The sequence below is a fragment of the Chelativorans xinjiangensis genome (assembly GCF_009812055.1).
Lineage (GTDB): Bacteria > Pseudomonadota > Alphaproteobacteria > Rhizobiales > Rhizobiaceae > Chelativorans > Chelativorans xinjiangense.
Genome location: NZ_WQNH01000004.1, coordinates 133,175 through 158,122 on the forward strand (window position 1 = coordinate 133,175; position 24,948 = coordinate 158,122).

Annotated in this window: 25 protein-coding genes; 12 read left to right on the forward strand and 13 right to left on the reverse strand. The window is 65.4% G+C overall.

The features are described 5' to 3' along the window. Positions 1–74 precede the first annotated feature (74 nt). Positions 75–1,907 (reverse strand): PHA/PHB synthase family protein, encoded by a 1,833-nt coding sequence (locus tag GM910_RS04855; protein WP_159586388.1) that lies wholly within the window; start codon positions 1,905–1,907, stop codon positions 75–77. A 75-nt stretch (positions 1,908–1,982) separates the two neighbouring features. On the opposite strand from GM910_RS04855, the gene GM910_RS04860 reads away from it, so the two are divergent. The 3 genes from GM910_RS04860 to GM910_RS04870 all read left to right on the forward strand — a co-directional run bounded on the left by GM910_RS04860 (position 1,983) and on the right by GM910_RS04870 (position 5,078). Then, positions 1,983–2,378: a hypothetical protein gene (locus tag GM910_RS04860; protein ID WP_159586389.1), complete on the forward strand. Its 396-nt coding sequence runs from the start codon at positions 1,983–1,985 to the stop codon at positions 2,376–2,378. Positions 2,379–2,504: 126 nt separating this feature from the next. Next, the gene (locus tag GM910_RS04865; protein ID WP_159586390.1) at positions 2,505–3,722 is read left to right on the forward strand and encodes an LL-diaminopimelate aminotransferase; all 1,218 of its coding nucleotides are present in this window, start codon (positions 2,505–2,507) and stop codon (positions 3,720–3,722) included. A gap of 45 nt (positions 3,723–3,767) precedes the next feature. Next, positions 3,768–5,078, forward strand: a complete 1,311-nt coding sequence (locus GM910_RS04870) for a homoserine dehydrogenase (RefSeq protein ID WP_159586391.1) — start codon at positions 3,768–3,770, stop codon at positions 5,076–5,078. Between the two features lie 283 nt (positions 5,079–5,361). On the opposite strand, the gene GM910_RS04875 is transcribed toward GM910_RS04870, so the two are convergent. Together GM910_RS04875 and GM910_RS04880 are read right to left on the reverse strand one after the other, a co-directional pair. Continuing rightward, positions 5,362–5,649 carry an addiction module antidote protein gene (locus GM910_RS04875; RefSeq protein WP_159586392.1) on the reverse strand — a complete coding sequence of 96 codons (288 nt, stop codon included), beginning with the start codon at positions 5,647–5,649 and terminating at the stop codon, positions 5,362–5,364. Continuing rightward, positions 5,642–5,947 carry a type II toxin-antitoxin system RelE/ParE family toxin gene (locus GM910_RS04880; protein WP_159586393.1) on the reverse strand — a complete coding sequence of 102 codons (306 nt, stop codon included), beginning with the start codon at positions 5,945–5,947 and terminating at the stop codon, positions 5,642–5,644. Before GM910_RS04880 ends, GM910_RS04875 begins: the two co-directional genes overlap by 8 nt. Before the next feature lie 222 nt (positions 5,948–6,169). Here GM910_RS04880 and glpX point away from each other — a divergent pair, with 222 nt between their 5' ends. Both glpX and recJ read left to right on the forward strand, forming a co-directional pair. Then, positions 6,170–7,147: a class II fructose-bisphosphatase gene (gene glpX, locus GM910_RS04885; protein ID WP_159586467.1), complete on the forward strand. Its 978-nt coding sequence runs from the start codon at positions 6,170–6,172 to the stop codon at positions 7,145–7,147. A gap of 127 nt (positions 7,148–7,274) precedes the next feature. Then, positions 7,275–9,056, forward strand: a complete 1,782-nt coding sequence (gene recJ / locus GM910_RS04890) for a single-stranded-DNA-specific exonuclease RecJ (protein WP_159586394.1) — start codon at positions 7,275–7,277, stop codon at positions 9,054–9,056. A gap of 54 nt (positions 9,057–9,110) precedes the next feature. Here recJ and GM910_RS04895 read toward each other — a convergent pair whose 3' ends face one another. The 3 genes from GM910_RS04895 to folE all read right to left on the reverse strand — a co-directional run bounded on the left by GM910_RS04895 (position 9,111) and on the right by folE (position 11,282). Then, complete coding sequence (locus tag GM910_RS04895) at positions 9,111–10,094, reverse strand: patatin-like phospholipase family protein (RefSeq protein WP_159586395.1); 984 nt, start codon at positions 10,092–10,094, stop codon at positions 9,111–9,113. A 105-nt stretch (positions 10,095–10,199) separates the two neighbouring features. Further along, positions 10,200–10,613 carry a phosphoribosyl-AMP cyclohydrolase gene (gene hisI, locus GM910_RS04900; RefSeq protein ID WP_159586396.1) on the reverse strand — a complete coding sequence of 138 codons (414 nt, stop codon included), beginning with the start codon at positions 10,611–10,613 and terminating at the stop codon, positions 10,200–10,202. A gap of 3 nt (positions 10,614–10,616) precedes the next feature. Next, positions 10,617–11,282 carry a GTP cyclohydrolase I FolE gene (folE, locus tag GM910_RS04905; RefSeq protein ID WP_159586397.1) on the reverse strand — a complete coding sequence of 222 codons (666 nt, stop codon included), beginning with the start codon at positions 11,280–11,282 and terminating at the stop codon, positions 10,617–10,619. Positions 11,283–11,541: 259 nt separating this feature from the next. Between folE and GM910_RS04910 the strand changes: the two genes are divergently transcribed. The 4 genes from GM910_RS04910 (at position 11,542) to thrS (ending at position 14,772) form a co-directional block, all read left to right on the forward strand. Continuing rightward, positions 11,542–11,988: an iron-sulfur cluster assembly scaffold protein gene (locus GM910_RS04910; RefSeq protein WP_159586468.1), complete on the forward strand. Its 447-nt coding sequence runs from the start codon at positions 11,542–11,544 to the stop codon at positions 11,986–11,988. 2 nt (positions 11,989–11,990) lie between these two features. Beyond that, positions 11,991–12,335 (forward strand): membrane protein insertion efficiency factor YidD, encoded by a 345-nt coding sequence (gene yidD, locus GM910_RS04915; protein WP_159586398.1) that lies wholly within the window; start codon positions 11,991–11,993, stop codon positions 12,333–12,335. A gap of 105 nt (positions 12,336–12,440) precedes the next feature. Further along, positions 12,441–12,617, forward strand: a complete 177-nt coding sequence (locus tag GM910_RS04920; protein WP_159586469.1) for a YegP family protein — start codon at positions 12,441–12,443, stop codon at positions 12,615–12,617. A gap of 187 nt (positions 12,618–12,804) precedes the next feature. Then, entirely contained in the window at positions 12,805–14,772 is a 1,968-nt protein-coding gene (gene thrS / locus GM910_RS04925; protein WP_159586470.1) for a threonine--tRNA ligase, read from the forward strand. A gap of 195 nt (positions 14,773–14,967) precedes the next feature. Here the strand turns inward: thrS and GM910_RS04930 are convergent, their stop codons facing one another. Next, entirely contained in the window at positions 14,968–15,927 is a 960-nt protein-coding gene (locus GM910_RS04930) for a hypothetical protein (protein WP_159586399.1), read from the reverse strand. A gap of 122 nt (positions 15,928–16,049) precedes the next feature. Between GM910_RS04930 and GM910_RS04935 the strand changes: the two genes are divergently transcribed. Together GM910_RS04935 and GM910_RS04940 are read left to right on the forward strand one after the other, a co-directional pair. Then, positions 16,050–16,610 (forward strand): nitroreductase family protein, encoded by a 561-nt coding sequence (locus tag GM910_RS04935; RefSeq protein ID WP_425482651.1) that lies wholly within the window; start codon positions 16,050–16,052, stop codon positions 16,608–16,610. A 5-nt stretch (positions 16,611–16,615) separates the two neighbouring features. Next, on the forward strand, positions 16,616–17,230 hold the full coding sequence (locus GM910_RS04940) for a flavin reductase family protein (protein ID WP_159586401.1): 615 nt from the start codon (positions 16,616–16,618) through the stop codon (positions 17,228–17,230). Positions 17,231–17,476: 246 nt separating this feature from the next. On the opposite strand, the gene GM910_RS04945 is transcribed toward GM910_RS04940, so the two are convergent. From GM910_RS04945 to GM910_RS04955, 3 genes are all read right to left on the reverse strand, one after another. Continuing rightward, the gene (locus tag GM910_RS04945) at positions 17,477–18,538 is read right to left on the reverse strand and encodes an endonuclease/exonuclease/phosphatase family protein (protein WP_159586402.1); all 1,062 of its coding nucleotides are present in this window, start codon (positions 18,536–18,538) and stop codon (positions 17,477–17,479) included. 98 nt (positions 18,539–18,636) lie between these two features. Further along, a complete protein-coding gene (locus tag GM910_RS04950) occupies positions 18,637–19,512 on the reverse strand; it encodes an HpcH/HpaI aldolase/citrate lyase family protein (protein WP_159586403.1) in 876 nt (291 codons plus the stop codon). Next, complete coding sequence (locus tag GM910_RS04955; protein ID WP_159586404.1) at positions 19,512–19,976, reverse strand: MaoC family dehydratase; 465 nt, start codon at positions 19,974–19,976, stop codon at positions 19,512–19,514. The genes GM910_RS04950 and GM910_RS04955 overlap by 1 nt, the downstream gene beginning before the upstream one ends. Positions 19,977–20,103: 127 nt before the next feature. Between GM910_RS04955 and GM910_RS04960 the strand changes: the two genes are divergently transcribed. Beyond that, the gene (locus GM910_RS04960) at positions 20,104–21,243 is read left to right on the forward strand and encodes a DUF2336 domain-containing protein (RefSeq protein WP_159586405.1); all 1,140 of its coding nucleotides are present in this window, start codon (positions 20,104–20,106) and stop codon (positions 21,241–21,243) included. Between the two features lie 312 nt (positions 21,244–21,555). Here GM910_RS04960 and parE read toward each other — a convergent pair whose 3' ends face one another. From parE to GM910_RS04975, 3 genes are all read right to left on the reverse strand, one after another. Continuing rightward, on the reverse strand, positions 21,556–23,604 hold the full coding sequence (gene parE, locus GM910_RS04965; protein WP_159586406.1) for a DNA topoisomerase IV subunit B: 2,049 nt from the start codon (positions 23,602–23,604) through the stop codon (positions 21,556–21,558). Positions 23,605–23,775: 171 nt separating this feature from the next. Then, entirely contained in the window at positions 23,776–24,441 is a 666-nt protein-coding gene (locus GM910_RS04970; RefSeq protein ID WP_159586407.1) for a DUF2461 domain-containing protein, read from the reverse strand. Positions 24,442–24,458: 17 nt separating this feature from the next. After that, the gene (locus GM910_RS04975; protein WP_159586408.1) at positions 24,459–24,800 is read right to left on the reverse strand and encodes a TfoX/Sxy family protein; all 342 of its coding nucleotides are present in this window, start codon (positions 24,798–24,800) and stop codon (positions 24,459–24,461) included. Positions 24,801–24,948 lie beyond the last annotated feature (148 nt).

Sequence of the window (24,948 nt, forward strand, 5' to 3'; positions counted from 1 at the left end):
AAATAGTGCCCCCTTTGCAACATGTTATGCTTAATGACGATCAAGGCCGGCGTGGCGAATACCTGCCCCTGTCGTCACACCCGCGCCCGCACATAGTCGCCCGGCGCCTCGCCCAGCATCTTCTTGCGCCGGTCGAGCTTACGGGCCGGCAGGCGCGTGTCGTCGAGCTTCTCGATCCAGGCCTGCCAGTGGGGCCACCAGGAACCGGCGGCAGCCCGCGCCGTCTCCAGCCATTCCTCCAGGCTTTCCCCCGCCGTCCCGCCGGTCCAGTGCTGGTATTTGTTGAGGCCCGGCGGGTTGACGACCCCGGCGATGTGGCCGGAGCCGGCCAGCACGAACTCGACCGGCCCGCCGAACAGCCGGCTGCCTGTGAACACCGATTTCGCCGGCGCGATGTGATCCTCGATCGTCGCAAGATTGTAGACCGGCACCTTGATGTCGGCGAGCGAAAGCCGTTTGCCGCACAGCGTTGCCCGGCCCCTGGCCAGGTTGTTCTCCAGATAGCAGTTGCGCAGGTAGTAGGAATGGTTGGCGGCGGCCATGCGCGTCGAATCGGCGTTCCAGTAGAGGAGGTCGAAGGGCAGGGGGTCTTTCCCGCGCAGATAGTTGTTGACCACGTAGGGCCAGATGAGATCCCGCGCCCTGAGCATGTTGAAGGCGGTGGCCATGCGGCTGCCTTCCAGATAGCCCTTCTCCTTCATGGCCCTGTCGATGGCCTCCACCTGCTCCTCGTCGGCGAAGACCTTGAGGTCCCCTGCGTGGGTGAAGTCGACCTGCGTGGTGAGGAAGGTGGCCGAGGCGATGCGCTCGTCCTTCTCCTGCGCCATCAGGGCGAGGCTTGCGGCGAGCAGCGTGCCGCCGACGCAATAGCCAAGAACGTTGACCTTTTCTTCCCCGGTCCGCTCGGCGATCGTCTTAAGACCGAACGCGATCCCCTCGCGGAAATACTCGTCCCAGCCCTTGGCGCCGTGCCGCTCGTCCGGGTTCACCCAGGAGACGACGAAGACGGTGTGGCCCTTTTCCACCGCCCAGCGGATGAAGGAGCGTTCCGGGTTGAGGTCGAGCACGTAGAACTTGTTTATCCACGGCGGCACGATCATCAGCGGCCTGCGCAGCACCTTATCGGTCGCCGGCGCATATTGGATGATCTCGGCCAGGTCGCTGCGCGCCACCACCTTGCCGGGCGTCGTCGCCAGGTTGCGGCCGAGCTCGAACTTGGAATAGTCCGACTGGCGCAATCTCAGTTCGCCCTTTCCGGCGGCGATATCCTCGGCCAGCATGCGCATGCCGCGCACCAGGTTCTCGCCGTCCGATTCGAAGGTCTCGCGCAGGAGCTGCGGGTTGGTCATGATGAAGTTCGTTGGCGACAGCGCATCGCTCACCTGGCGCACGTAGAAGCGCGCCTTGTGGCGCGACTGCTCGTCCAGCCCCTCGGCGTTCTCCACAAGGTCCGACGCCCAGCGCGAGGTCACCAGATAGGCCTGCTTCAGGAAGTCGAAGAAGGCGTTCCTCGCCCAGTCCGGGTCCTGGAAGCGCTTGTCGCCGGCCTCCGGCTCGATCCGCTCGCCCTCGGCGGGCTCGCCGCTCATGCGGCGGATGGAGTTCGCCCATATGCCCATGTAGCTGGAGAACAGCCGCGTCTGCGCTTCCAGCGCGCGGGCGGGGTCCGACATCCAGTACTCGGTCAGCTTGGAGAAGGTCTTGACCATGTCGGCCAGCGGTTCGGCCATCGTATCGCGCTTTTCCCCGGCCTCGCGCGGCTGTGACCAGGCGGCGGCGGCCTTGCCGGCCTCCTCCAGCGCGCGGGCGAGGTTGAGGGCAAAGCGCTCCGGATCTCTCACCATATAGGATTCGAGCGATGTGCCGCCGTCCGTTTCCCGCTTGTTCTGATTGCCGGACTGCTTCATTCTTCAGGCTTGACCTCCTCTGAACGCCTTATTGCCATATTAGCACTTAGCGTAGCGGATGATCGGAAAAACAATATGAAAATTGGCAGCCCGCCTTCCTCCTGTCTGCGCACGAGCCTCCTTGTGCTGCCGCTTCTCGCTATGCCCGGATCCTGCTCCTCGCTTTCTCTCCAAGACGTTGCGCCGGCCCCGGTGTCGCAACCTGTCGCCACCGCGCAGGCCGATGCCGCCGCACCCCAGCGCCCGACCCAGCCCGATGGCTACCCCAATTTGAACGTGCCGGTCGAGAGGGCATCGCCGCAGTTCGAGGCGGACGAACAGCGGCAGCTCGTGGAGGAACTGACCACCCTGCGCGAAAGACATGCGGCGGGAGAGGATTCGACGCAGGCCCTCTCGGAGGCCGAGCGGCTACGCCGCCTCGGCCGCTCCCACGGCGAACGCGCGCTGGAGGGGATCGAAACCCCGCAATAGGCCGCAGCGAATTTTCAAACGGTCTCTGAAGGCCACACTGCGGCCTTGCTTGCACCGCACAGCCTATCGACCGCCCCCGCGAACAGGTGTATAGGCGCGGGGTGCATCTTCACCGGAAAAGGTACCATGGAAGAGTTTCACAAGGTCCGCAGGCTGCCGCCCTATGTGTTTGAGCAGGTCAACCGGCTGAAGGCCAGCGCCCGCTCGCGCGGCGCCGATATCGTCGACCTTGGCATGGGCAATCCGGACCTTCCGACCCCGCAGGCGATCGTCGACAAACTGTGCGACGTGGTGCGCGATCCGCGCACGCACCGCTATTCGGCCTCCCGCGGCATCCCGGGTCTCCGCCGGGCGCAAGCCGCCTATTACGCACGCCGCTTCGGCGTCAAGCTCGATCCGGAGACGCAGGTCGTCGCCACCCTCGGCTCCAAGGAGGGCTTCGCCAACATGGCGCAGGCCATCACCGCGCCGGGCGACGTGGTCATGTGCCCCAACCCGACCTATCCGATCCACGCCTTCGGCTTCATCATGTCCGGCGGCGTCATCCGCTCCATGCAGGCCGAGCCCGACGACGGCTTCATTCCCGCGCTCGAGCGCGCGGTGCGTCACTCGATCCCCAAGCCCCTGGCGCTGATCCTGAATTACCCCTCCAATCCAACGGCTTGCGTGGCTTCGCTCGACTTCTACAAGGACGTCGTCGCCTTCGCCCGCAAGAACGACATCATCATCCTGTCGGACCTTGCCTACGCGGAGATCTATTTCGACGGCAACCCGCCGCCCTCCGTGCTCGAAGTGCCGGGAGCGATGGACGTCGCGGTCGAGTTCACCTCCATGTCGAAGACCTTCTCCATGCCCGGCTGGCGCATGGGCTTCGCCGTCGGCAACGAGCGGCTGGTCGCCGCTCTCGCGCGCGTCAAATCCTATCTCGACTACGGCGCCTTCACGCCCATCCAGGTGGCCGCCGCCGCCGCGCTCAACTCGGACGGCGCGGAGATCGAGGAGGTGCGCAGCGTCTATCACCGCCGCCGCGACGTGCTGGTGGAGGCCTTCGGTCGCGCCGGCTGGCACGTGCCCCCGCCGCCGGCGACCATGTTCGCCTGGGCGCCGATCCCCGAGCCTTTCCGGCCGCTCGGCTCGCTGGAGTTCTCCAAGCTCCTGGTCGAGAAGGCGGAGGTCGCCGTCGCCCCTGGTGTCGGCTTCGGCGAGCACGGCGATGACTACGTGCGCATCGCGCTGGTGGAGAACGAGCACCGCATCCGCCAGGCCGCGCGCTCGATCAAGCGCTTCCTCGTGAGCGCCGAGAAGACGCTCGACAACGTCATCCCGCTTGCCGCAAGGCGCTAACCCTTATCCATCACCTGAAAAGACAATCGGAGGAACACGCCCGATATGGCCGAAGCCTTGCGCGTAGGAATTGCCGGTCTGGGCACCGTGGGTGCCAGTGTCGTTCGCATGCTCCAGAACAAGGCGTCGGAGCTCACCCGGCAGTGCGGCCGCCAGATCGCCCCGGTCGCCGTGTCGGCGCGCGACCGCACCCGCGACCGCGGCATCGACCTCGGCAACGCGCAATGGTTCGACGACCCGGTGGCGCTGGCGCGTTCTTCCGAGGTCGAGGTGTTCGTCGAGTTGATCGGCGGCGAGGACGGTATCGCGCTCGAATCGGTGCGCGCTGCCCTCGAGGCCGGCCGCCACGTGGTGACGGCCAACAAGGCGCTGCTTTCCAAGCACGGCGTCGCGCTTGCCGCGATCGCCGAGAAGAAGGGCGTGCTGCTCAACTACGAAGCGGCGGTGGCCGGCGGCATCCCCGTCATCAAGACCATGCGCGAGGCGCTGGCCGGCAACCATGTCAGCCGCGTCTTCGGCATCATGAACGGCACCTGCAACTACATCCTCACCCGCATGGAAGCCGAGGGCCTGAGCTTCGAGGACTGCCTCAAGGACGCGCAGAGGCTTGGCTATGCGGAGGCCGACCCCACCTTCGACATCGAGGGCCACGACACCGCCCATAAGCTCTCCATCCTGACGAGCCTCGCCTTCGGCTGCCGCATTTCCGCCGACGACATCTATATGGAGGGCATCTCCAACATCACCCAGGCCGACATCCGCGCCGCCGCCGAGCTCGGCTACCGCATCAAGCTCCTGGGCGTCGCGCAGAAGACCGACAGCGGCATAGAGCAGCGCGTGCACCCGACCATGGTGCCGGTAAGCTCCGTCATCGCCCAGGTCCACGGCGTCACCAACGCGGTGGCCATCGAGACCGACATGCTGGGCGAGCTTCTCCTGTCCGGCCCGGGTGCCGGCGGCGATGCCACCGCATCCGCCGTCATCGGCGATATCGCCGACATCGCCAAGAGCCGGCCCGGTTTCCAGCACGGCCCCGTCTTCGGCCGGCCTGCCAAGGAGCTGGCGCCCTACAAGCGCGCCCGCATGCGCGCCCATGCAGGCGGTTATTTCATCCGCCTGACGGTCCACGACCGCACCGGCGTCTTCGCGGCCATTGCCAGGCGCATGGCCGACAACGACATCTCGCTCGAATCCATCGTCCAGCACGGCGATGCGAGCGAGGAGGCGCACAAGACCGTGATCCTCGTCACCCACGAAACCATGGAAGCCTCCGTCCGCAAGGCCGTCGAAGGCATCACCAAGGACGGCCACCTGACGACCAAGCCGCAAGTGATACGGATCGAGCGGGCGGCTTGAACTCAGAGAATTTATGAAGATGGGCGAAATGCGCGAAGAATACGAGATCCGCATTAATGCTGCGGAGAAAGCGCACGACGCGCGGATTGAGTGGGCCAAAGACCTACCGCTCAGCTTCAGTCCTATGCCAATGCTGGAATGCGAGCACCCGGCTTGGTCGCTGCCGGGGGTGTTGCCGCCTCTATAATTTTTCTCATTATCGGCGGAACGAGGTTCCTCAAACTCGTTCAGATATAGAGACCGTTTCTCGCCCTCGTCGAAAGCCGCCAATAACCCTTGCGCATCAAACGTGCGGCTTGGCGGTCACGTCGACGCCGAGCGCGCGCATGACGGCGAGCGTGGTTTTCAAGGTCGGATTGCCGCGCGCGCTGAATGAACGATAGAGCTGTTCCCGGGAAAGTCCCGTTTCCCTCGCGATTTCGGTCATGCCCTTTGCGCGTGCGGCAACCCCGAGGGCGTGAGCGATATATCCCGCATCATGGGTCTCGAAGGCTGCGGCTATGAAGGTGGCGATCGCCTCCTCTGAATCCAAATCTTCGGCGGGGTCATAGGTTGTCAGTTTTTCAGCCATCTTGTTCGCTCCATTCGGTCGCTAGGCGCTTGGCTGCCTTTATGTCCTTGGTCTGTGTGCTCTTGTCGCCACCACACAAGAGGACGATGATTTTGTCCCCACGCTGTGTGAAGTAGATGCGGTAGCCGGGGCCATAGTGGATGCGCAGTTCGCTAACGCCGTTTCCCACGGGAGAAACGTCTCCGGTGTGACCATAGGCAAGCCGGTCCAGCCGTGACGCGATCAATGTACGTGCCCGGCGGTCCTTGAGACGCTCTCTCCACTTTCTGAACGTCTCCGTTTGCTTCAGCACCGCCATATATGGTTCTGTAATCTATAAACTACAATTGTTCAATCGTGTCCTTGCCGGTCCGTTTCGCCAGAAACGAAGACAGGCGCGTCACATTTATTCAATCGATTCAAGTTAGTAGAAGGGCAGGACGGCTCTTGCCGTCCCTCCGTCTCTTTGCCACAAGGGGTGGATGAACATCCGCGACCCGCGCCCCAGCCGCGCCTTTTCCGGAGTACAGGGATGACCTTCATGCCGAAAAACCCGCAGACCGGTCTCGACCGGATCCTAACGCTCGAGCTTGTCCGCGTCACCGAGCGCGCGGCTGTGGCCGCGGCAAGGCTGCGCGGGCGCGGCGACGAGAAAGCGGCCGATCAGGCGGCCGTCGATGCCATGCGCACGGAGCTGAACCGCCTGCCGATCTCCGGCACGGTGGTCATCGGCGAGGGCGAGCGCGACGAGGCGCCGATGCTCTATATCGGCGAAGAGGTGGGCGTCGGCGAGGGGCCGGCGGTCGACATCGCGCTCGACCCGCTCGAAGGCACCACCATCTGCGCCAAGAACCTGCCCAACGCGCTGGCCGTCATCGCCATCGCCGAGCGTGGCAGCCTGCTCTACGCGCCGGACGTCTACATGGAGAAGATCGCCATCGGCCCCGGTTATCCCGAAGGCATCGTCGATCTCGACGCGCCGGCGGTCGAGAACGTCGAGAACCTCGCCAAGGCCAAGGGCGTGCCCGTCTCCGAGATCACCGCCTGCATCCTCGACCGTCCGCGCCATGCGCGCCTCGTCGAGGCCGTGCGGGCGACGGGCGCGGCGATACGCCTGATCGGCGATGGCGACGTCGCAGGCGTCATCCACACGACCGATCCGGACGAGACCGGCATCGACATCTACATGGGCATCGGCGGCGCGCCCGAGGGCGTCCTGGCCGCCGCCGCCTTGCGCTGCATCGGCGGCCAGATGCAGGGGCGCCTGCAGCTCAACACGGGGGAGAAGCTGGCGCGCGCCGTCAAGATGGGCATCTCCGACCCGAAGAAGGTCTACCGCATGGACGAGATGGCACGCGGCGACGTCCTCTTCGCCGCCACCGGGGTGACGGACGGCAACATGCTTGCGGGCGTGAAGTTCGGCCGCGGGTCGATCGACACCCACACCATCGTCATGCGCTCCTCCTCGCGCACGGTGCGCGAGATCAAGGCGCAGCATCAGGATTTGGACAAGTTCTGAGGAGCGCCGACACAATTCCTCTGGGGATTTCGTGGACGAAAGCCCTGATGCCGGTGTTCGCGGTGTCATGATCCTTTCATCGCAGCCACCATCCCTCTATCGTCCTTTCAAGGACGGGAGATAAGGGTTGAGCGGCGAAAGGCGGTATTTTCTCGACGTCAGGAAGTCGGCGCGCGGGGTCTCGTGGGAGCATCGGCTGGATGCGCGCGGCGAGAACCTGGCGCTCGGCATGGCGCAAAGCCATGGAATGCCGGAGATCGTCGCCCGCGTTCTGGCGGGGCGCGGCGTGGGCCTTAACGAGGCGGCGTCTTTTCTCGCCCCCTCCATCCGCGACCTCCTGCCCGATCCGGCGTCCCTGACCGATATGGACAAGGCTGCAGCGCGCATTGCCGAGGCGGCAAGGCGGCGCGAGCGCGTGGCCATCTTCGGCGATTACGACGTCGACGGCGCGGCCTCCTCGGCCATGATGAAGCGCTTCCTCGCCCATTACGGCGTTGAAGCCGAGATCTACATCCCCGACCGCATCTTCGAAGGCTACGGCCCCAACCCGGCCGCCATGCGCGAGCTTGCCGGGCGCGCCAGGCTCATCGTCACCGTCGACTGCGGCACCAACAGCGCCGAGGCCATCGCCGCGGCAGAAGAGGCGGGAGCCGACGTCGTGGTGCTGGATCACCACCAGGTGGGCGGGGCGCTTCCCGATGCGGTAGCCGTCGTCAATCCCAACCGCGAGGACGATCTTTCCGGTCAGGGGCATCTGTGCGCGGCGGGTGTCGTCTTCCTGACGCTGGTGCGCACGAGCCGCATCCTGCGGGAGAAGCTGCCCGCCACGCCGCCGTTCGACCTGCTCATGCTGCTCGATCTCGTGGCGCTGGCGACCATCTGCGACGTGGTGCCGCTCATCGGCGTCAACCGCGCCTTCGTCGTCAAGGGGCTGGCGGCGGCAAGACAGATGCAGACGCCGGGGCTTGCGGCGCTCGCCCGCCTCGCGCGCATTGGCGAGCCGCTCAACCCCTATCATTTCGGCTTTCTCATCGGCCCGCGCATCAATGCCGGCGGTCGTATCGGCAATGCCGCGCTCGGCAGCAATCTTCTGGCGACATCGGACCCGGGTGAGGCGGAGACGATCGCCGCCACGCTCGACCGGCTGAATCAGGAGCGCCAGGCGATGGAGGTCGCCATGCTGGCCGAGGCGCGCGCCGAGGCCGACGCGGAGCTGGCGGCCGGCGACGGGCCGGCCGTGCTGGTGACGGCGAGCGAAGGCTGGCACGCCGGTATCGTCGGCCTGATCGCCTCGCGTCTGAAGGACCACGCCCGCCGGCCCACTTTCGCCATCGCCTTCGACGGCAACGGCATGGGCACCGGTTCCGGCCGCTCAATTCCCGGCTTCGATCTGGGCAAGCTGGTGCGCGAGGCGGTCTCCGAAGGGCTTCTGGTGAAAGGCGGCGGGCACGCCATGGCCGCCGGCATCACCGTCGAGCGCAAGAATCTCGGGCGCTTGCGCGCGTTCTTCGAGGAAAAGGCGGGATCGGCCGTGACGGCGCTGCGCGCCGCAGAGAGCCTGCGCATCGACGCCGCACTTTCCGCCGAGGGCGCGACCTTCGCGCTTCTCGACACGCTTGAGGCCGCCGGGCCCTACGGCTCGGGCCATCCCGCGCCGATACTGGCGCTGCCGCGCCACCGCCTTGCCGATGCCAGCGTTGTCGGCCACGGCCATGTGCGCGCCGATCTGCGCACCCATTCGGGCGCGCGGCTGCAGGCCATCGCCTTCCGTGCCGCCGAGAGCGAGCTGGGTGAGTTCCTGCTTTCGCGCCGCGGCGCCACGATCCACGTCGCCGGCTCGCTCGCCGCCAATCACTGGAACGGCGCGCGCTCCGTGCAATTCCGCATCACCGATGCGGCCAGCGATTGATTTCAGAGCAATTCCAGGAAAAGTGAAAACCGGTTTCCCGTACGATGAACTGGCCTAGGCAAGCACGCTCAAGACCCGTTGCAGCTCCGGAAGCTGCGCCTTCGTTGCGTCATATCCCAGCTTGATGGCCTCGTCCGCGCGGTAGAACTCGGTAAGCCCGATATGGCCGAGCTTCGGCTGCAGCGACATGTCGGGCGGGTCGCCGGCCATGCGGGCCCGCGAGATGCGGTCCTGGATGATATTGAACGCCTCGACCATGACGCCGGTGATCCCCAGGCGCGACTCGCGCTGGCGCGGCCCCTTGTCCACCAGCAGCGGCGTCTTCCTGACGTTCAGCTGCTTGTCTTCCATATCCGGCAGGTCGGCCGAATGCTTGATGACCGCGGCGCGGCCGAAAAGGTCGTAGTGCAGGTTGACAGCCACCACCAGCGGCTGCTCGTACGCGCGGCATACGGACACCGGCACCGGGTTCACCAGCGCGCCGTCGACCAGAACGCGGCCGTTGCAGACCACCGGCTCGAACACGCCGGGCAGTGCGTAGGAGGCGCGCATGGCGGTGATCAGCGAGCCGTTGGACAGCCACACCTCGTGGCCGGTGCGGATTTCCGCGGCCACGCACACGAAGGGGTTTGCCAATTCGGTGAAGGTCACGTCCTTCAGGTGCTCTTCCATGCGGCTGGTCAGCTTCATGCCGCCGAACAGGCCGCTGCCGCCGAAACTGAGGTCGAGCAGGCCGAAGATGCGCCGGCGCGTCAGGGAACGGGCGAACTCCTCCAGCTCGTCCAGCTTGCCGGCCAGATAGCAGCCGCCGACAAGCGCGCCGATGGAGGTGCCGGCGATCATGCCGATGGGGATGGCCGCCTCGTCCAGCGCCCTCAAGACGCCGATATGGGCCCAGCCGCGCGCCGCACCCCCGCCCAGCGCGAGCGCGATCGACGGCAGCTTCTCGGGCTGCGGCACGGGCGTCGAAGCAAGCGGCGGAGGCGCGGCCGGCTCCAGCCCTTCCTGCTTCGCGCGATGCTGTATGCGATCGAGCATCGTCATCTCCTCGTCCCGGCCCCATTCTGGCGCAGGGTCGTATCTAATTTATGAATATGAGCACGGCTGCGATTCGAAGCCACCCCGCAAGTTGGATGAGTAGCATCAACTTTTTGCTACGAGGACGGGATGACCGCGATCGAGACTCACATTCCTGTAGAAGCAGGAACGCCGTCCCGTGTGACAAGTTGCACCGTCGCCGGCGACCCGCACGATGAGATGCACGGCGTCCTGGTCGCAATCGGTGCTTACACTTTCGACGTACTGGACGTTGCCCGACGTCTCGCCCTTCTTCCACAAAGTGCGGCGCGAGCGCGACCAGTAGTGGGCAATGCCGGTCTTAAGCGTTTTGGAGAGTGCCTCGGCATTCATATGCGCGACCATGAGCAGCCCGCCGTCGCCGGCATCGGTGACGACGGCCGTTATCAGCCCATCGGCATCGAAGCGCGGCGTGAACGCCGCGCCTTCTTCGAGTTCACCTTTGTCGGAGGAGGGTGGTGAAAAAGTGATTCCCGGCATGGATCAGCCGTTCCGGCTGTCGCGGACCATCGTGACGAACCGCACCTGCTCTTCCGGCTTTTCCTTGAAGACGCCGGTAAAGGTGGAGGTGAGTGTCGTCGAGCCCTGCTTCTGGATGCCGCGCATGGACATGCACATGTGCTCCGCCTCGATCATCACGGCCACGCCGCGCGGCTTGAGCACATCCTGGATCGCCGCGGCGATCTGCGCCGTCATGGCCTCCTGCGTCTGCAGGCGGCGGGCGTAGATGTCGACCACGCGGGCGATCTTCGACAGGCCGACGACCTTGCCCTTGGGCAGGTAGGCGACATGGGCCTTGCCGATGATCGGCACCATGTGGTGCTCGCAATGGGAGTGGAAGGAGATATCCTTCAAGAGCACCATGTCGTCGAAGCCGGCAACCTCCTCGAAGGTGCGGCCGAGTTCCTCGGCGGGAGACCGGTCATAGCCGGAGAACAGCTCCTGATAGGCCTTCACCACGCGCTCGGGCGTCTCCTTCAGCCCCTCGCGTTCGGGGTCGTCGCCCGCCCAGCGCAAAAGCGTGCGCACGGCGGCCTCCGCCTCCTCGCGGCTCGGCCGGTCGGTGACCGGCTTGTCCAGATAGTGCTCCGCGGCCTGCTCGGCGTCCGATTCGGGACGGGGCGGGAAGCTTTTGATAATTGCGTCCATGACGAGGCGTCTCCCGTAGCCCCTGTCGCGCAGGGACGAGTTGAACGGTTCACAGCCTTCGCGGGTTTTCTGGGAACTGTACACAGTCCCGCCCGAAAGCGGCTCGCGGCACCGGTGGGCCAGGCATCTTCACCCTTTCAGGCGTCTTCACCCCTTCTTGCCCTCAACCGGATACGATCATTATATAGTTTGTTCGGGCGCGAATGAAAGGCATATGCGCGACAAGCCATGCCTGGTCTGCGCCCTCAGGCGGAAATTCATGATCGACGACGTCTATAACGCGAAAATTCTTGGCTTTGCCGGCAATATCGGCCGTATCGGCCGTTTGGCGGAGCCGGATGCAAGCGCCACCGCCCATTCGAGGCTCTGCGGCTCCACGGTGACGGTCGACCTGAAGATGGCCGACGGCGTGGTGAGCGACTTCGCCCATGAGGTGCGCGCCTGCGCGCTCGGCCAGGCATCCTCCTCGATCATGGCGCAGAACGTCGTCGGCGCCAGCGCCGAGGAGCTGAGGGCCGTGCGCGAGACCATGCGGCGCATGCTGAAGGAGAACGGCTCGCCGCCCGACGGCCGCTTCGCCGACCTCAAATATCTGGAGCCCGTGCGCGACTACAAGGCCCGCCACGCCTCCACCATGCTGACCTTCGACGCGGTGGTCGACTGCATAGACCAGATCGAGAAGAAGCGAGCGGAGAAGGCCGCGTAGCGTTGACTGCGCCACCTGCAAGACTGTCCCGCAACTGGAAAGGCCATTGGCCGAAAACGCCCGGGCGCGTGTTCGGCACGGCTCTCGTGCGCTTTTACCAGCTCACCCTGTCGGGTTTCGTCGGCAATTCCTGCCGCCATTTTCCCACCTGCTCGGAATACGCCTATGAGGCGATCGCCCGCCACGGGCTTTGGTCCGGCGGCTGGATGGGGCTTTTTCGCTTCATGCGTTGCGGGCCAGGCGGCACCCACGGGATCGATCCTGTGCCCGAGGCGCTGGAAGCGGATTTGCGCTGGTACACGCCGTGGCGCTTCTGGCGCGTGTCGGCAAGGCCGCGGAGCGATTGACGCTCGATACCCGGTTAAACGACCATCTTCTTCTTGTTCCGCCCGCCTGCTGCTGGCAAGTTACGACTCGTTGAGTTCAGCAGCTTAGGAGAGGGATTGACCGAGATGGCTCATAAGTTCGAAATTTATAAGGACAAGGCCGGCGAATTTCGCGTGCGCTTCAAATACAACAGCGAGGTGATTTTCGCGACGGAAGGATACACCTCCAAGGCGAGCGCGCAGAACGCGATCGACTCGATCAAGAAAAACGGGCCGAACGCACCGACCGAGGACAACAGCTAGGCCCTTCGGGTTTCCACCCTGAATTCCAAAGCATCGGGAGCCGGCGCAGCGTAGCCTTTACGTGCGCCGGCTCTGCCATTATGTAGCGCGCGTGCCTGCGGCATGCCGAGCATGCTTGCTTGCCATCGCCGACCATAGACCACACCACCCGCGCTCGTATGCGGGACTGGATAGAAAGGACATGAACATGGCTCACGCCATTCCCCTTGTTTTTCCCGATGGTTCATCACGAGAATACGACGCCGCTATCACCGGCGCCGAGCTTGCCGAATCGATCTCCAGATCGCTGGCCAAGAAGGCGGTCGCCTACGCGCTCGATGGCGCGTTGCGCGATCTGGCCGACCCGGTGGGGCAGGGCGGGCGGATCGAGATCGTCACCCGCGACGACCCGCGCGCGCTGGAGCTTATCCGCCACGACGCCGCCCATGTGATGGCCGAGGCCGTGCAGGAACTCTATCCCGGCACGCAGGTCACCATCGGCCCGGTGATCGAGAACGGCTTCTACTACGATTTCGCCCGCAACGAGCCCTTCACGCCGGATGATCTGCCGGCGATCGAGAAGAAGATGCGCGAGATCATCGCCCGCAACGAACCTTTCACCAAGGAGGTCTGGTCGCGGGAGAAGGCGAAAGAGGTCTTCCGCGACAAGGGGGAGATGTACAAGGTCGAGCTCATCGACGCGATCCCCGAGGGCGAGGACCTGAAGATCTACGCTCAAGGAGCATGGTTCGACCTGTGCCGCGGCCCGCACATGGCCTCGACCGGGCAGATCGGCAATGCCTTCAAGCTGATGAAGGTGGCGGGCGCCTATTGGCGCGGCGATTCCGACAACGCCATGCTCACCCGTATCTACGGCACGGCCTGGGCTACCCAGGAGCAGCTCGACCAGTATCTCACCATGCTGGAGGAGGCGGAAAAGCGCGACCACCGCCGGCTTGGCCGCGAGATGGACCTGTTCCACTTCCAGGAGGAGGGACCGGGCGTCGTCTTCTGGCATTCGAAGGGCTGGCGCATGTTCCAGAACCTGGTCTCCTATATGCGCCGCCGGCTCGATGGCACCTATGAGGAGGTCAACGCGCCGCAGGTGCTCGACCATTCGCTCTGGCAGACCTCGGGCCACTGGGGCTGGTACAAGGAGAACATGTTCAAGGTCGAGTGCGCCGATGAAGAAGCGGAGGACAAGCGCGTCTTCGCGCTGAAGCCCATGAACTGCCCGGGCCACGTGCAGATATTCAAGCACGGCCTCAAGTCCTACCGCGACCTGCCGATCCGCCTTGCCGAGTTCGGTACCGTGCACCGCTACGAGCCGTCCGGCGCGCTGCACGGGCTGATGCGTGTGCGCGGCTTCACCCAGGACGACGCGCACATCTTCTGCACGGAAGAGCAGCTTGCCGAGGAGTGCCTGAAGATCAACGACCTGATCCTCTCGGCCTACGCCGATTTCGGCTTCGAGGAGATCAGGGTTTTCCTGTCCACCCGGCCGGAGAAGCGGGTTGGCTCCGACGCGCTGTGGGACCACGCCGAGGAGATCATGACCGGCGTTCTGGAAAAGATCCAGCGCTCCGACAACCGCATCACGACGGGTATCAATCCCGGCGACGGCGCCTTCTACGGCCCGAAGTTCGACTATTACCTGAAGGATGCCATCGGCCGCGAATGGCAGTGCGGCACCACGCAGCTCGACTTCAACCTGCCGGAGCGTTTCGGTGCCTTCTACATTGATTCCGATTCGGAGAAGAAGCAGCCGGTGATGATCCACCGCGCCATCTGCGGCTCGATGGAGCGTTTCCTGGGCATCCTCATCGAGAATTTCGCCGGCCATTTCCCGCTCTGGTTCGCGCCGCTGCAGGTGGTCGTCGCCACCATCACCTCGGACGCCGACGACTATGCCCAGCAGGTGGCGCGCCGGCTCAAAGGCGTTGGGCTCGTCGTGGAAACGGACCTGCGCAACGAGAAGATCAACTACAAGGTGCGCGAACACTCGCTCGCCAAGGTGCCGGTCATCCTCGTCTGCGGCAAGCGCGAGGCGGAGGAGGGCACGGTGAACGTCCGCCGGCTGGGCAGCCGCGACCAGACCTCGCTGCCGCTGGGCGAGGCCGTCGCCAGCCTCGCCGAGGAGGCGACGCCGCCGGATATCCGTCGCGCGAAGAGCTGAACCGATGGCCGCTGCGCGATTAGAGCATGATCCCGAAAAGTGGGTACCGGTTTTCGGATAAGATCATGCTAAAACAAAGAGATAGATCGTGATGCCGATTCCACGAAGAGGCATCACGATCTAGAGCAATTCCAGAAAAAGGGTCGGATCGGATCATCGTTTCACGGAATGGATGATCCGATCTAGCGTGGCGGCCTATTCCGTAACTTTGCTCACCTGCTCCACCAGGTCGTCGGGCAAAAGCTCGACGTCCTGGTTGCGGCCGGGCGTCACGGTGAAATCGCGCTGGTAGATGCGGTCGCGGTTTTTCGCCACGATCGTATATTCGCCCTCCGCCAGCACCATGGAGGCGAAGGCGCCGACGGTCTCGGCGACGATTTCGCCGGTCTCCGAGAGGATGGACCACGCCGTGTCGGCGATCGCCTCGCCGCCCGGCTCGCGCACCAGCTTCATGGTAAGCTGCGCGGCGCGGTGCTCCACCGTCGCCTCCGTCAGTTCGCCTGCCTCCACGCGGATGTCGGCACGGATGACCGCATTGATGGCGCCGTAGTTGGAGACGATGTGATAGGTGCCGGCGTTGAGCCGCACCACGGCGTTCGGCTGCACATTGGGCACGATGAGCGAGCGCTCGCCCGTCGCGTTCGGCTCGTGCTCATAGACGGAGAAGCGCAGCTTCTTGGGCGGAATGCGCACCCCGCCGGAAAGCACCGCGTCGAGCTTCAACCCGCCCGCGTCGAGCACCAGACGCTCGCTTTTCGGCGCGTCGCCGACGGTGATGCGCTTCGTCGCGCCGGCGCGGCCGTAGGCGGCGTGTACGAGATAGCCGCCGGGCGGCAGCATGAAGGTGCTCGTCCCTCCCTGGGCGGTCGCCACCAGCGGCAGCGTGCCGTCCTGTCCCGGCTCCGGCGAGAACACGCGCCAGACGAGGCCGCGCGGAATGTCTTCGGTCCCCTCCGTCAATTGCGCCGAAACGGTCACTTCTCCGGTCTCGGCCAGCGCCAGCGGCCCTGTTCTTTGCGGCGCCGCGTATTCGCTCAGGCCCGGCACGCGCATATCCTCCACGGGAAATGCGTCGTCCTGGGCGACGGCGTCGGCCGCCGACCCGGCAAAAGCTGCTGCAACAATTGTGATGAATCGCCCGGCAAAAACCCTCATGACTTGCTTTGAAGCCCAACGCGGTGGCAATTTCAAGGCTCCGGTGCCAATGTGCCCGCTGCTTCCGCCGCGTCCCCACCCAAAAAGGAGCCTCACTTTTGAACCAGCAGGTCATCGACTTCATGCTCGCCCGCCGTTCCCCGCCCATTCACGAGCTTGCCGGCCCGGCGCCCTCCGACGGCGAGGTGGAGACAATGCTCAAGGTCGCCACGCGGGTTCCCGACCACGGGATGCTCACGCCCTGGCGCTTCATCCTCTATCGCGGCGAGGCGCGCGAAAGGGTAGGGCAGATGCTGGCAAACCTGGCGGAGGCGCGCGAAGGACCGCTGAACGAGGCACGGCGCACGCAGGAGCTGACGCGCTTTTCCCGCGCGCCGCTGGTGATCGGCGTCATCTCCAGCCCCAGGGAGAGCCCCAAGATCCCCGAGTGGGAGATGTTCCTGTCCGGCGGCATGGCGGCCATGAACCTCATCCATGCGGCCGGCGCGCTCGGCTATCACGCCAACATGATCACCAACTGGTATTCCAACGTCGAGGACGGCCGCCGCATCCTCGGCCTCAGCCCCCATGAGCGCGTTGTGGGCTTCGTCCATATCGGCCGCCATCCCGGCGGCACGCCGGACCGGCCGCGCCCCGATGTCACCGGGCTCGTCGGCGACTATGCCGGTCCCTTTGAAGGCTGAAGACCATGTTCTACGAGCCGCGCAACGGCCACGGCCTGCCGCACGATCCCTTCAAGGCCATCGTCGCGCCCAGGCCCATCGGCTGGATTTCCACCCGCCGGCCGGATGGCGGGCTGAACCTGGCGCCCTATTCCTTCTTCAACGCCTTCTCCTCGAACCCGCACCTCGTCTGGTTCTCCTCCGAGGGCGAGAAGGACAGCGCCTCGATCGCCCGCCAGACGGGCGAGTTCGCCGTCAACCTGGTGAGCCTCGCTCTGGCCGGGAAGATGAACGAGACCGCCATCGACGCGCCGCCCGGCATCGATGAATTCGCGCTCGCCGGGCTCACACCCGCCCCCTGCCGGTTTATATCCTGTCCGCGCGTCGCCGAGGCCCCTGCCGTTCTCGAATGCAAGGTGACGGAGGTGCTGGAGCCGCGCGATCTTCAGGGAAACCACGCCGGCGTGTTCGTGGTCACCGGCGAAGTGGTGGGCGTTCACATCGACGACGCCATGCTCACCGACGGCCTCTTCGACGTCACCAAGGCCCAGAACCTCGCCCGCCTCGGCTACATGGACTACGCGGCAGTGACCGAAACCTTCGCCATGCGCCGCCCGCGCTGGAAGGACCGTGAGTCGTAGGCGGATTTACTCCTCACTTGCGATTTTCCAGGGCTTGGTGCGGGATGAGTTGAAGCCGGACCACCCGACGCGCGTCATCCCGGAAGCCGCAGCGAAGCGGAGGCTGTCCGGGACCCATTCCGGAACGTCGATGTCACGGAATGGATCCCGGCCCTCACGGAGCCTGTCCTCGGGCTCGCCGAAGGCGAGACCCGGGGGTTCGGCCGGTATGACGACGGGTGAATCCACCCACGCCTCTCGACACCCTCAGCCCACATCCTCCGCGATCTCCCGCGCCTCGGTCTTGATCGGCCTGTGCTTGAACGTGGCACAGACGACGCCGTGGTCGTTGGTGCCGCTCTCCTTGTGGTCGTCGAAGTGAAGATGGTCGTTGTTGACCGTCATCCCGTCGAACATCCACAGGCGCCGCCTGCTGTTGTCGTAAAATTCCTCGCTGACGAGGATATGGTCGAGCGACTCCATCATGTCCTGGTGGATGTGGGTGTAATAGACGTCGCGCGTGCTGCGGTATTCCTGCAGCGTCTGCGCGGTGTAGAGGCTCACGTCGCCGCCGCCCATGGAATCGCCGACGAGATAGCGCGGCTGCTCGGTCAGGATGTTCGCCGTGTTGCTCTGCTGCCCGTCGTTGATGTCGCCCAGAACGATCACCGGCGTGCGCGTGCCCTTCATTCTCTCCGTCAGCATGAAGCGCAGGGCCGCGGCTTCCGCCGTGCGCCGGATGGTGGAGATGGCTGCCCCCAGGTTTATCTGGTGCTTCTTGTAGGTTTCCTGATCGGCGTTGAACCAGTCCTCGCGGAACACTTTCGTCGGCGCCTTCGATTTCAGGTGGCAGACATAGACATGCACGGGCTCGTGGTCCTCGCGCGGGCTGATGTGGAAGTGCAGGACCGGCCGCGAGAAGCTGCCGATGTTGACGCCGATCGCCGGCGTCTGCGGGTCGTCGCCGGTACTTCTCAGGACGAGCTTTTCCGGGAATGCCTCGATCCACTCCGCTTCCCCCGTCAGAAGCCCCTTGCGGACGATCGCCGCGCAGACGATGCGGGTGCCGTTGGCGTTTTCGGGCGCCAAGAGGTCGTAGTCGTCAGTCAGCCCCGAGGCCTCCAGCGCCCGGGTGACCGAAGCCGCATGCCAAAGCTCCTGGAATCCGAAGACATCCGGCCGCAACTGGCGGAGCGCGCGCTGCGTCCAGTCGATCTTGCGCTCGTACTGCTCGTCAGACCAGCCATCGGCGTCCGTGTAGATGGGCAGGCCCGGTTCGTTGAGGTTGTAGAGATTGAAGGTGCCGATGCTCAGCCGTTTCAGGTTCATATCGCCCTCCTGCATCTTGCCGGCGCGAGGCGGCAGGATAGCAGAAGTCGCACGATAAGGAGATGACAAGACGGGTAGGGCCGTACCACCTTCAGTCGTTAGCCACGCCCGGCCAGCCGCGCCCGTTTCAGGATGCGCTCGGCGCGGATGAGATGCGGCCGGTCGACCATCTCGCCGTCGATGCTCACGACGCCCGCCTCGCCGGCCTCCTCCAAGGCGGCGACGATGCGGCGCGCGTGCGCAACCGCTTCCTCGGACGGCGTGAAAGCATCGTTGATGATCGGCACCTGCGCCGGGTGGATCGCCATCTTGGCGGTAAACCCGTCGCGCTCTGCCTCAAGGCACTCCCGGGTAAACCCCGCCTCGTCGCGGAAATTCGGGAAAACCGTGTCGACCGCGGGCACGCCCGCCGCACTCGCACCGAGCAGCGCCATGGCGCGGGCGAGCGCGAAGACGCCGGTGAAGCGCCCCTCATCGTCGCGTGCCGTGCGCGCACCGACCTCGGCCGAAAGATCCTCCGCCCCCCAGGTGAGGCCGCAAAGGCGCGCGCTGGCGCCGGCATAGGTGCCGGCCGCGAAGACGGCCCTGGCCGTTTCCGTGACGAGGGGCAGGATGGCGGTCGCTCCGTCCTCGATGCCGTTTTCCGCCTCGTGGACGCGCAGTTTCACCGCAAGCCGCGTCACATCCTGCCCGCCCTCCGCCTTGGGCAGCATGATGCCGGCCGGCCGCACGGGCATGACGGCGGCCAGATCGTCGTCCGCGAGCCCCGTCGACAGGGCATTCACGCGCACATAGAGGAGGGCAGGGGCGTCCCCGTTCTCTGCCAGGAAATCGGCCGTGATCCGCCGCGCCGCCTCCTTGCGCCCCGGCGCCACCGAATCCTCCAGATCGAGGATAAGCACGTCCGCGCCCACCGAGAGCGCCTTTTCCAGCTTCCTCTCCGAATCGCCCGGAACGAACAGCAGCGAGCGCATCAGGACCTGCCCTCCGTCGGCCTCTTGACGATCATCGCCTGGCGCAGAGAGCGGGCCACCAGCACGTCGTTCTGGTTATAGGCGCGGTGCTCGAATTCCACGATGCCGCGGTCCGGCTTCGATTTCGATGCGCGCACGCTTTTCACCTCCGTCTCCACGCGCACGGTATCGCCGTGGAAGAGGGGGTGCGGGAAGGTGGTCTCCGTCATCCCCAGATTGGCGATGGTCGTGCCGAGCGTGGTGTCGTGCACGGAAATGCCGATCATCAGCCCGAGCGTGAAGAGCGAATTGACGAGCGGTTTCCCCCATTCGGTCTTCTCCGCGAAGTCGAAGTCGATGTGCAGCGGCTGCGGGTTCAGCGTCATGACGGAGAAGAGCACGTTGTCGCTCTCCGTGACCGTCTTGCGCAGCGTATGCCTGAAGACGTGCCCGGGCGTGAAATCCTCCAGATAAAGTCCCGCCATCTCTGCTTCTCCCGGCTTCCGACACGCTTTTGATAGGCGCCGGCGAACCGGCCCGCAAGGCGCGCATTATGGTAAACGATTCCTATACGAATTGCCGCTAGCCTGATCTCCAGGCGGGGGCAGGCAGTTGAATACAATCCGGCATTTCCTGAAATGGGTCGAGACGGCGAAGGTCGCCGAGCGGGCGGAGGCGGCGGCCGCGCTGGCGCGCGCCTATATCCGGAACGACCTTTCCTTCGACAACCGTATGGCGGCCGAGGCCGCGTTGACACTGCTTCTGGACGATCCGTCGGCCAAGGTGCGGCTGGCGCTGTCCGAAACGCTTTCGCTGAGCCGCCACGCGCCCGCCCAGGTGGTCGCCGCACTTGCCGACGACCAGCCCGAGGTCGCCGCTCCCATCCTCGTGCGCTCGCCGCTTCTTTCCGACAGCGATCTTGTCGACCGCGCGGCGACGGGCGAAGCGGAAATTCAGTGTCTGCTGGCCTGCCGGCCGCGGGTCCCCATGGCGCTATCGGCCGCACTCGCCGAGGTCGGCACGGTCGAGGCCTGCACGGCGCTGGTGGAGAACGACGGCGCGGAGATCGCCGCCGTCAGCTTCCGCCGCATGATCGAGCGCCACGGCGGCAGCGCGGTGCTGCGCGCCGCCCTTGCCGCCGACCGGCGCCTGCCGCCGGATTGCCGGCATATGCTTGTCGTGCGGGTAGGCGAGGCGCTCTCGGCCGCCCCCCTCGTGCAGGCGCTGATGGGCGCCGCGCGCGCCGAAAAGCTGGCACGCGAAGCCTGTATCCGCGCCTCGATCACCCTCATCGACCGCACCGAACCCCGCGAACACGCCGCCCTGGTTGAGCATCTGCGCCTGCGCGGCGACCTCACCTCGGGCTTCCTGGTGCGCACGGTGGCGCACGGCAAGGTGGATTTCTTCGGCGCGGCACTGGTCGCGCTGGCGGGCCAGGGCAGCCCCCGCGTGCAGGCGCTCCTGTCTCGCGCCCGCAGCACCGCGCTTACCGCCCTCCTTTCCGGCGCCGGCCTGAAGCCGGCCGCCCACGCGCCGATCCTCACGGCGCTGCAGATCTGGCGCGAGGTGGCGTGCGGCAAGCGCACGGCAGGCCCGCAGGAGGTCTCCTGGCACATGCTGAAGGCGCTGGAAACGTCGACGGCGGGAACGCAATCCGACCGCACCGCCCTCGCCACCCTCCTGAAGCGCATCCACCTCGACGTCCTGCGCGAAAACGCCCGCCTGCAGGCGCTTGCGCTGGCCGCGGCGTAGCCTTTCCTTCCCCCTTGCGGGGAAGGTGGGCCCGCCGGCTTGCCGGCGGGCTCGGATGGGGGTGGCCGCGCCCGCGTGCCGGCGTTTCAAAATTCAGCAAGAGCAATTCCAGGAAAAGTGGAAACCGGCTTTCCGTCCGGGATTGCGACAAAACAAGGAGTTAGACCAGCTCATCGATTCTGTGAAACGATGAACTGGTCTAAATAGCGCACCTACCGAATTTCAATCGTCGGCACGCGTGCTCGGCCACCCCCATCCGTCCACCCGCCTTCGGCGGCTGGCCACCTTCCCCTCAAGGGGGAAGGAAAGGGGCTAAATATCCAGCTCCTCCACGAACTCCGCGTTCTCCTGGATAAAGCGGAAGCGTGCCTCGGGCTTCGTTCCCATCAGCGCGTCGATGGCCATCTTCGTCGCCTCCACGCTGTCCAGCACGTCGATGCGCAGCAGCATGCGCTGGGCGGGGTCCATGGTGGTGTCCTTGAGCTGCTTCGGCATCATTTCGCCCAGCCCCTTGAAGCGGCCGATCTCCACCTTGCCGCGGCCGGTGAACTCTTCGCGCAGCAGCTCCTCCTTGTGCGCATCGTCGCGCGCATACATGGTCTTGCCGCCCTGGCTGATCTTGTAGAGCGGCGGCACGGCGAGGAACAGGTGCCCGCCCTCGATGAGCTGGGGCATCTCCTGATAGAAGAAGGTGATCAGAAGCGAGGCGATGTGGGCGCCGTCGACGTCCGCGTCGGTCATGATGATGACGCGCTCGTAGCGCAGGTCGTCCTCGCGGTATTTCGAGCGCGTGCCGCAGCCGAGCGCCTGTACCAGGTCGGAAATCTGCTGGTTGGCGGCAAGCTTGCCATGGCCGGCGCTGGCCACGTTCAGGATCTTGCCGCGCAGCGGCAGCACGGCCTGGGTGGCACGGTTGCGCGCCTGCTTGGCCGACCCGCCGGCCGAATCGCCCTCGACGATGAAGATCTCGGCGCCCGCTGCCGCGCCCACCGTGCAGTCGGCGAGCTTGCCGGGCAGGCGCAGCTTGCGCACCGCGCTCTTGCGGCTCACCTCGCGCTCCTGCCTGCGCTTGAGGCGCTCGTCGGCGCGCGCGATTACCCAGTCGAGCAGCTTCGAGGCTTCCTGCGGGTTGTCGGCCAGCCAATGGTCGAAGGGGTCGCGCACCGCGTTCTCGACCATGCGCATGGCGGCGGCCGTGGCCAGCTTGTCCTTGGTCTGGCCGACGAACTCCGGCTCGCGCACGAAGACCGACAGCATGCCGGCGGCCGAGATCATCACGTCCTCGGCGGTGACGATCGAAGCACGCTTGTTCCCCGTCAGCTCGGCATAGCTGCGCAGGCCCTTCAGGAGGGCGGACCGGAAGCCCAGTTCGTGCGTGCCGCCCTCGGGTGTCGGGATGGTGTTGCAGTAGGAGTTCAGGAAGGCATCGCCCCCATACCACGTGACGGCCCATTCCACCGCCCCATGCCCGCCGCGCTTCTCGCTGCGTCCGGAAAAGGCTTCGCGCGTGACCTGGAACTCGCCGTCGAGCGAGGCCGCAAGAAAATCCTTGAGCCCGCCGGGGAAGTGGAAGCTGGCCTTTTCCGGCGTCTCGTCCTTCTCGCCGAGCAGGGAAGGGGCGCAGGCCCAGCGGATTTCCACGCCACCGAAGAGATAGGCCTTGGAGCGGGCCATGCGGTAGAGGCGGGCGGGCTGGAACTTCGCGCCGGCCCCGAAAATCTCCTCGTCCGGCCTGAAGCGCACGCGCGTGCCACGCCGGTTGGGTGCGTCTCCGAGCGCCTCCAGCTTGCCCAGCGGCGCCCCGCGCGAAAAGCGCTGGCGGTAGAGCTTGCGGCCCCGCGCCACCTCCACTTCCAGCATCTCGGAGAGCGCGTTGACCACCGATACGCCCACGCCGTGCAAGCCGCCCGAGGTCTCGTAGACCTTGGAATCGAATTTGCCGCCGGCATGCAGCGTCGTCATGATGACCTCGAGCGCCGACTTGTCCTTGAACTTCGGATGCGGGTCGACCGGGATGCCGCGGCCGTTGTCGGTGACGGTGAGGAAACCGTCGGCGCCCACCTCCACCTCGATGAAAGTGGCGTGGCCGGCCACCGCCTCGTCCATGGAATTGTCGATGACCTCGGCGAAGAGGTGATGCAGCGCCTTGTCGTCCGTGCCGCCGATATACATGCCCGGCCGCCGGCGCACCGGCTCCAGCCCCTCCAGCACCTCGATATCGGCCGCGTTGTAGCCCTCGCCGGTGTCCCGCGGCGCGGCCGCGCGCGGCGCCTTGCGCTGCGGCGCCGCCGGCGCTTCCGGCTGCTTCACGCGTTCGGCGCTGGTCCCCAGCCCGGCAAAGAGGTCGTTGGTATCGTCCATCAAATAGCTCTTCCCATACCCCGCGAATCATCGGCGATCTTGCCATGCTTTCCATGGCAAAGCTAAGGCTTGTTCCGGTTCCGTTCAGTTAAGACGACCGTCCACCGGGCCGTATGCGCGTGAATATCGAACTCGACATGGATTGTGTCATAGGGGAAGACGCCGCCGCCTTCAACGCGGCGCGGTGCTCAGCCAATCGAAAACTGGCTTCAGCCCGATGAACGCGGCGAGACAGCGGTCCATAAAACGGCTTTCGCAGGCCTCGCGTGGATTGGCGAAGTCCATCCAGCCTGTCAGCGATTTGCGGCGCAGGAGATCCGCGCGAGGATGGTCGGCAGCATAGGGCTGCGGCACGCGTTTCAACTCCGGCTTGCTGACCCGGACATCGGCCGGCAGTTGCCCGATCAACCGCGCAAGCCTCTCTCCGTCCTTTCCCGCCACACGGGCGCGAAATGCGTCGAGGTCGCCTTTGTAAAGCTCGAACACGCCGGTTCCCGCCGTCAGCCGCTCCGGTTCCAGGCCGAAATACCATCCGGGCTGCGATGTGCTGCCTGTTTCAGCCATGAAGGAGATGTGCAAATGCGCGTTGTAGGGCGTTTTGTCCCTGGAGAAGCGCACATCCCTGTGGATACGGAAGATTTTCGGGCGGTGCGGCAGTCCGGTCATCTCCTCCAGCCGTCCGGTCACGACGCGGCAGAAGTCCTCGGCGGGAGCCTTCACCGCGCGCTCGTAGACGGCCTTGTTCTCGGTGAACCAGTCACGATTGTTGTTGGCGCGCAAGGCGGTCAGGAAATCCAGCGCCTCTCCCGGAAAATGCGAAAATCCACCTCCATCCATCTCCCCGCTCCCCGCCTTTACTTCGCCGGCAGGGTGCTGACGAAACCGAGCGCCAGCGAAACCCACGCCTTCAGCGCATAATCGTCGCAAGCCTCCGCGTCGACGAAGATGAAGCCGCTCATGCGCTTTCCGCCCATCTCCATCGGCTGCGCGCCGGAGCGGGCAAGGGCTTCAGCCTGGTTTTCCTTGCCGACGCGGAAGAGAAACCGGCCTTCGCCCGCCTTGGTGCGGTCGGCACCGCCGATCATGTTGCCGTCGAGCATGAAGCAGACACCGCCCATCATGCGCTTTTCCGAGAGCCCTTGCAGGCCTTCCAACGCGCCGCGCATGCGGTCGGCAAGCTGTTCGTCATAGGCCATGGGACCCACTCCTTCTGCAAGCGGATCGGGCGCCATGGATTCCAAACGCCGTCAACGGATGCGCCCGGCCAGCCATCGTGCCACGGCCGGCCGTGACCTGCATAGACGGTTGCCGCAGGCTCCTGCCATTTCTCCTGACGCGAAAGGC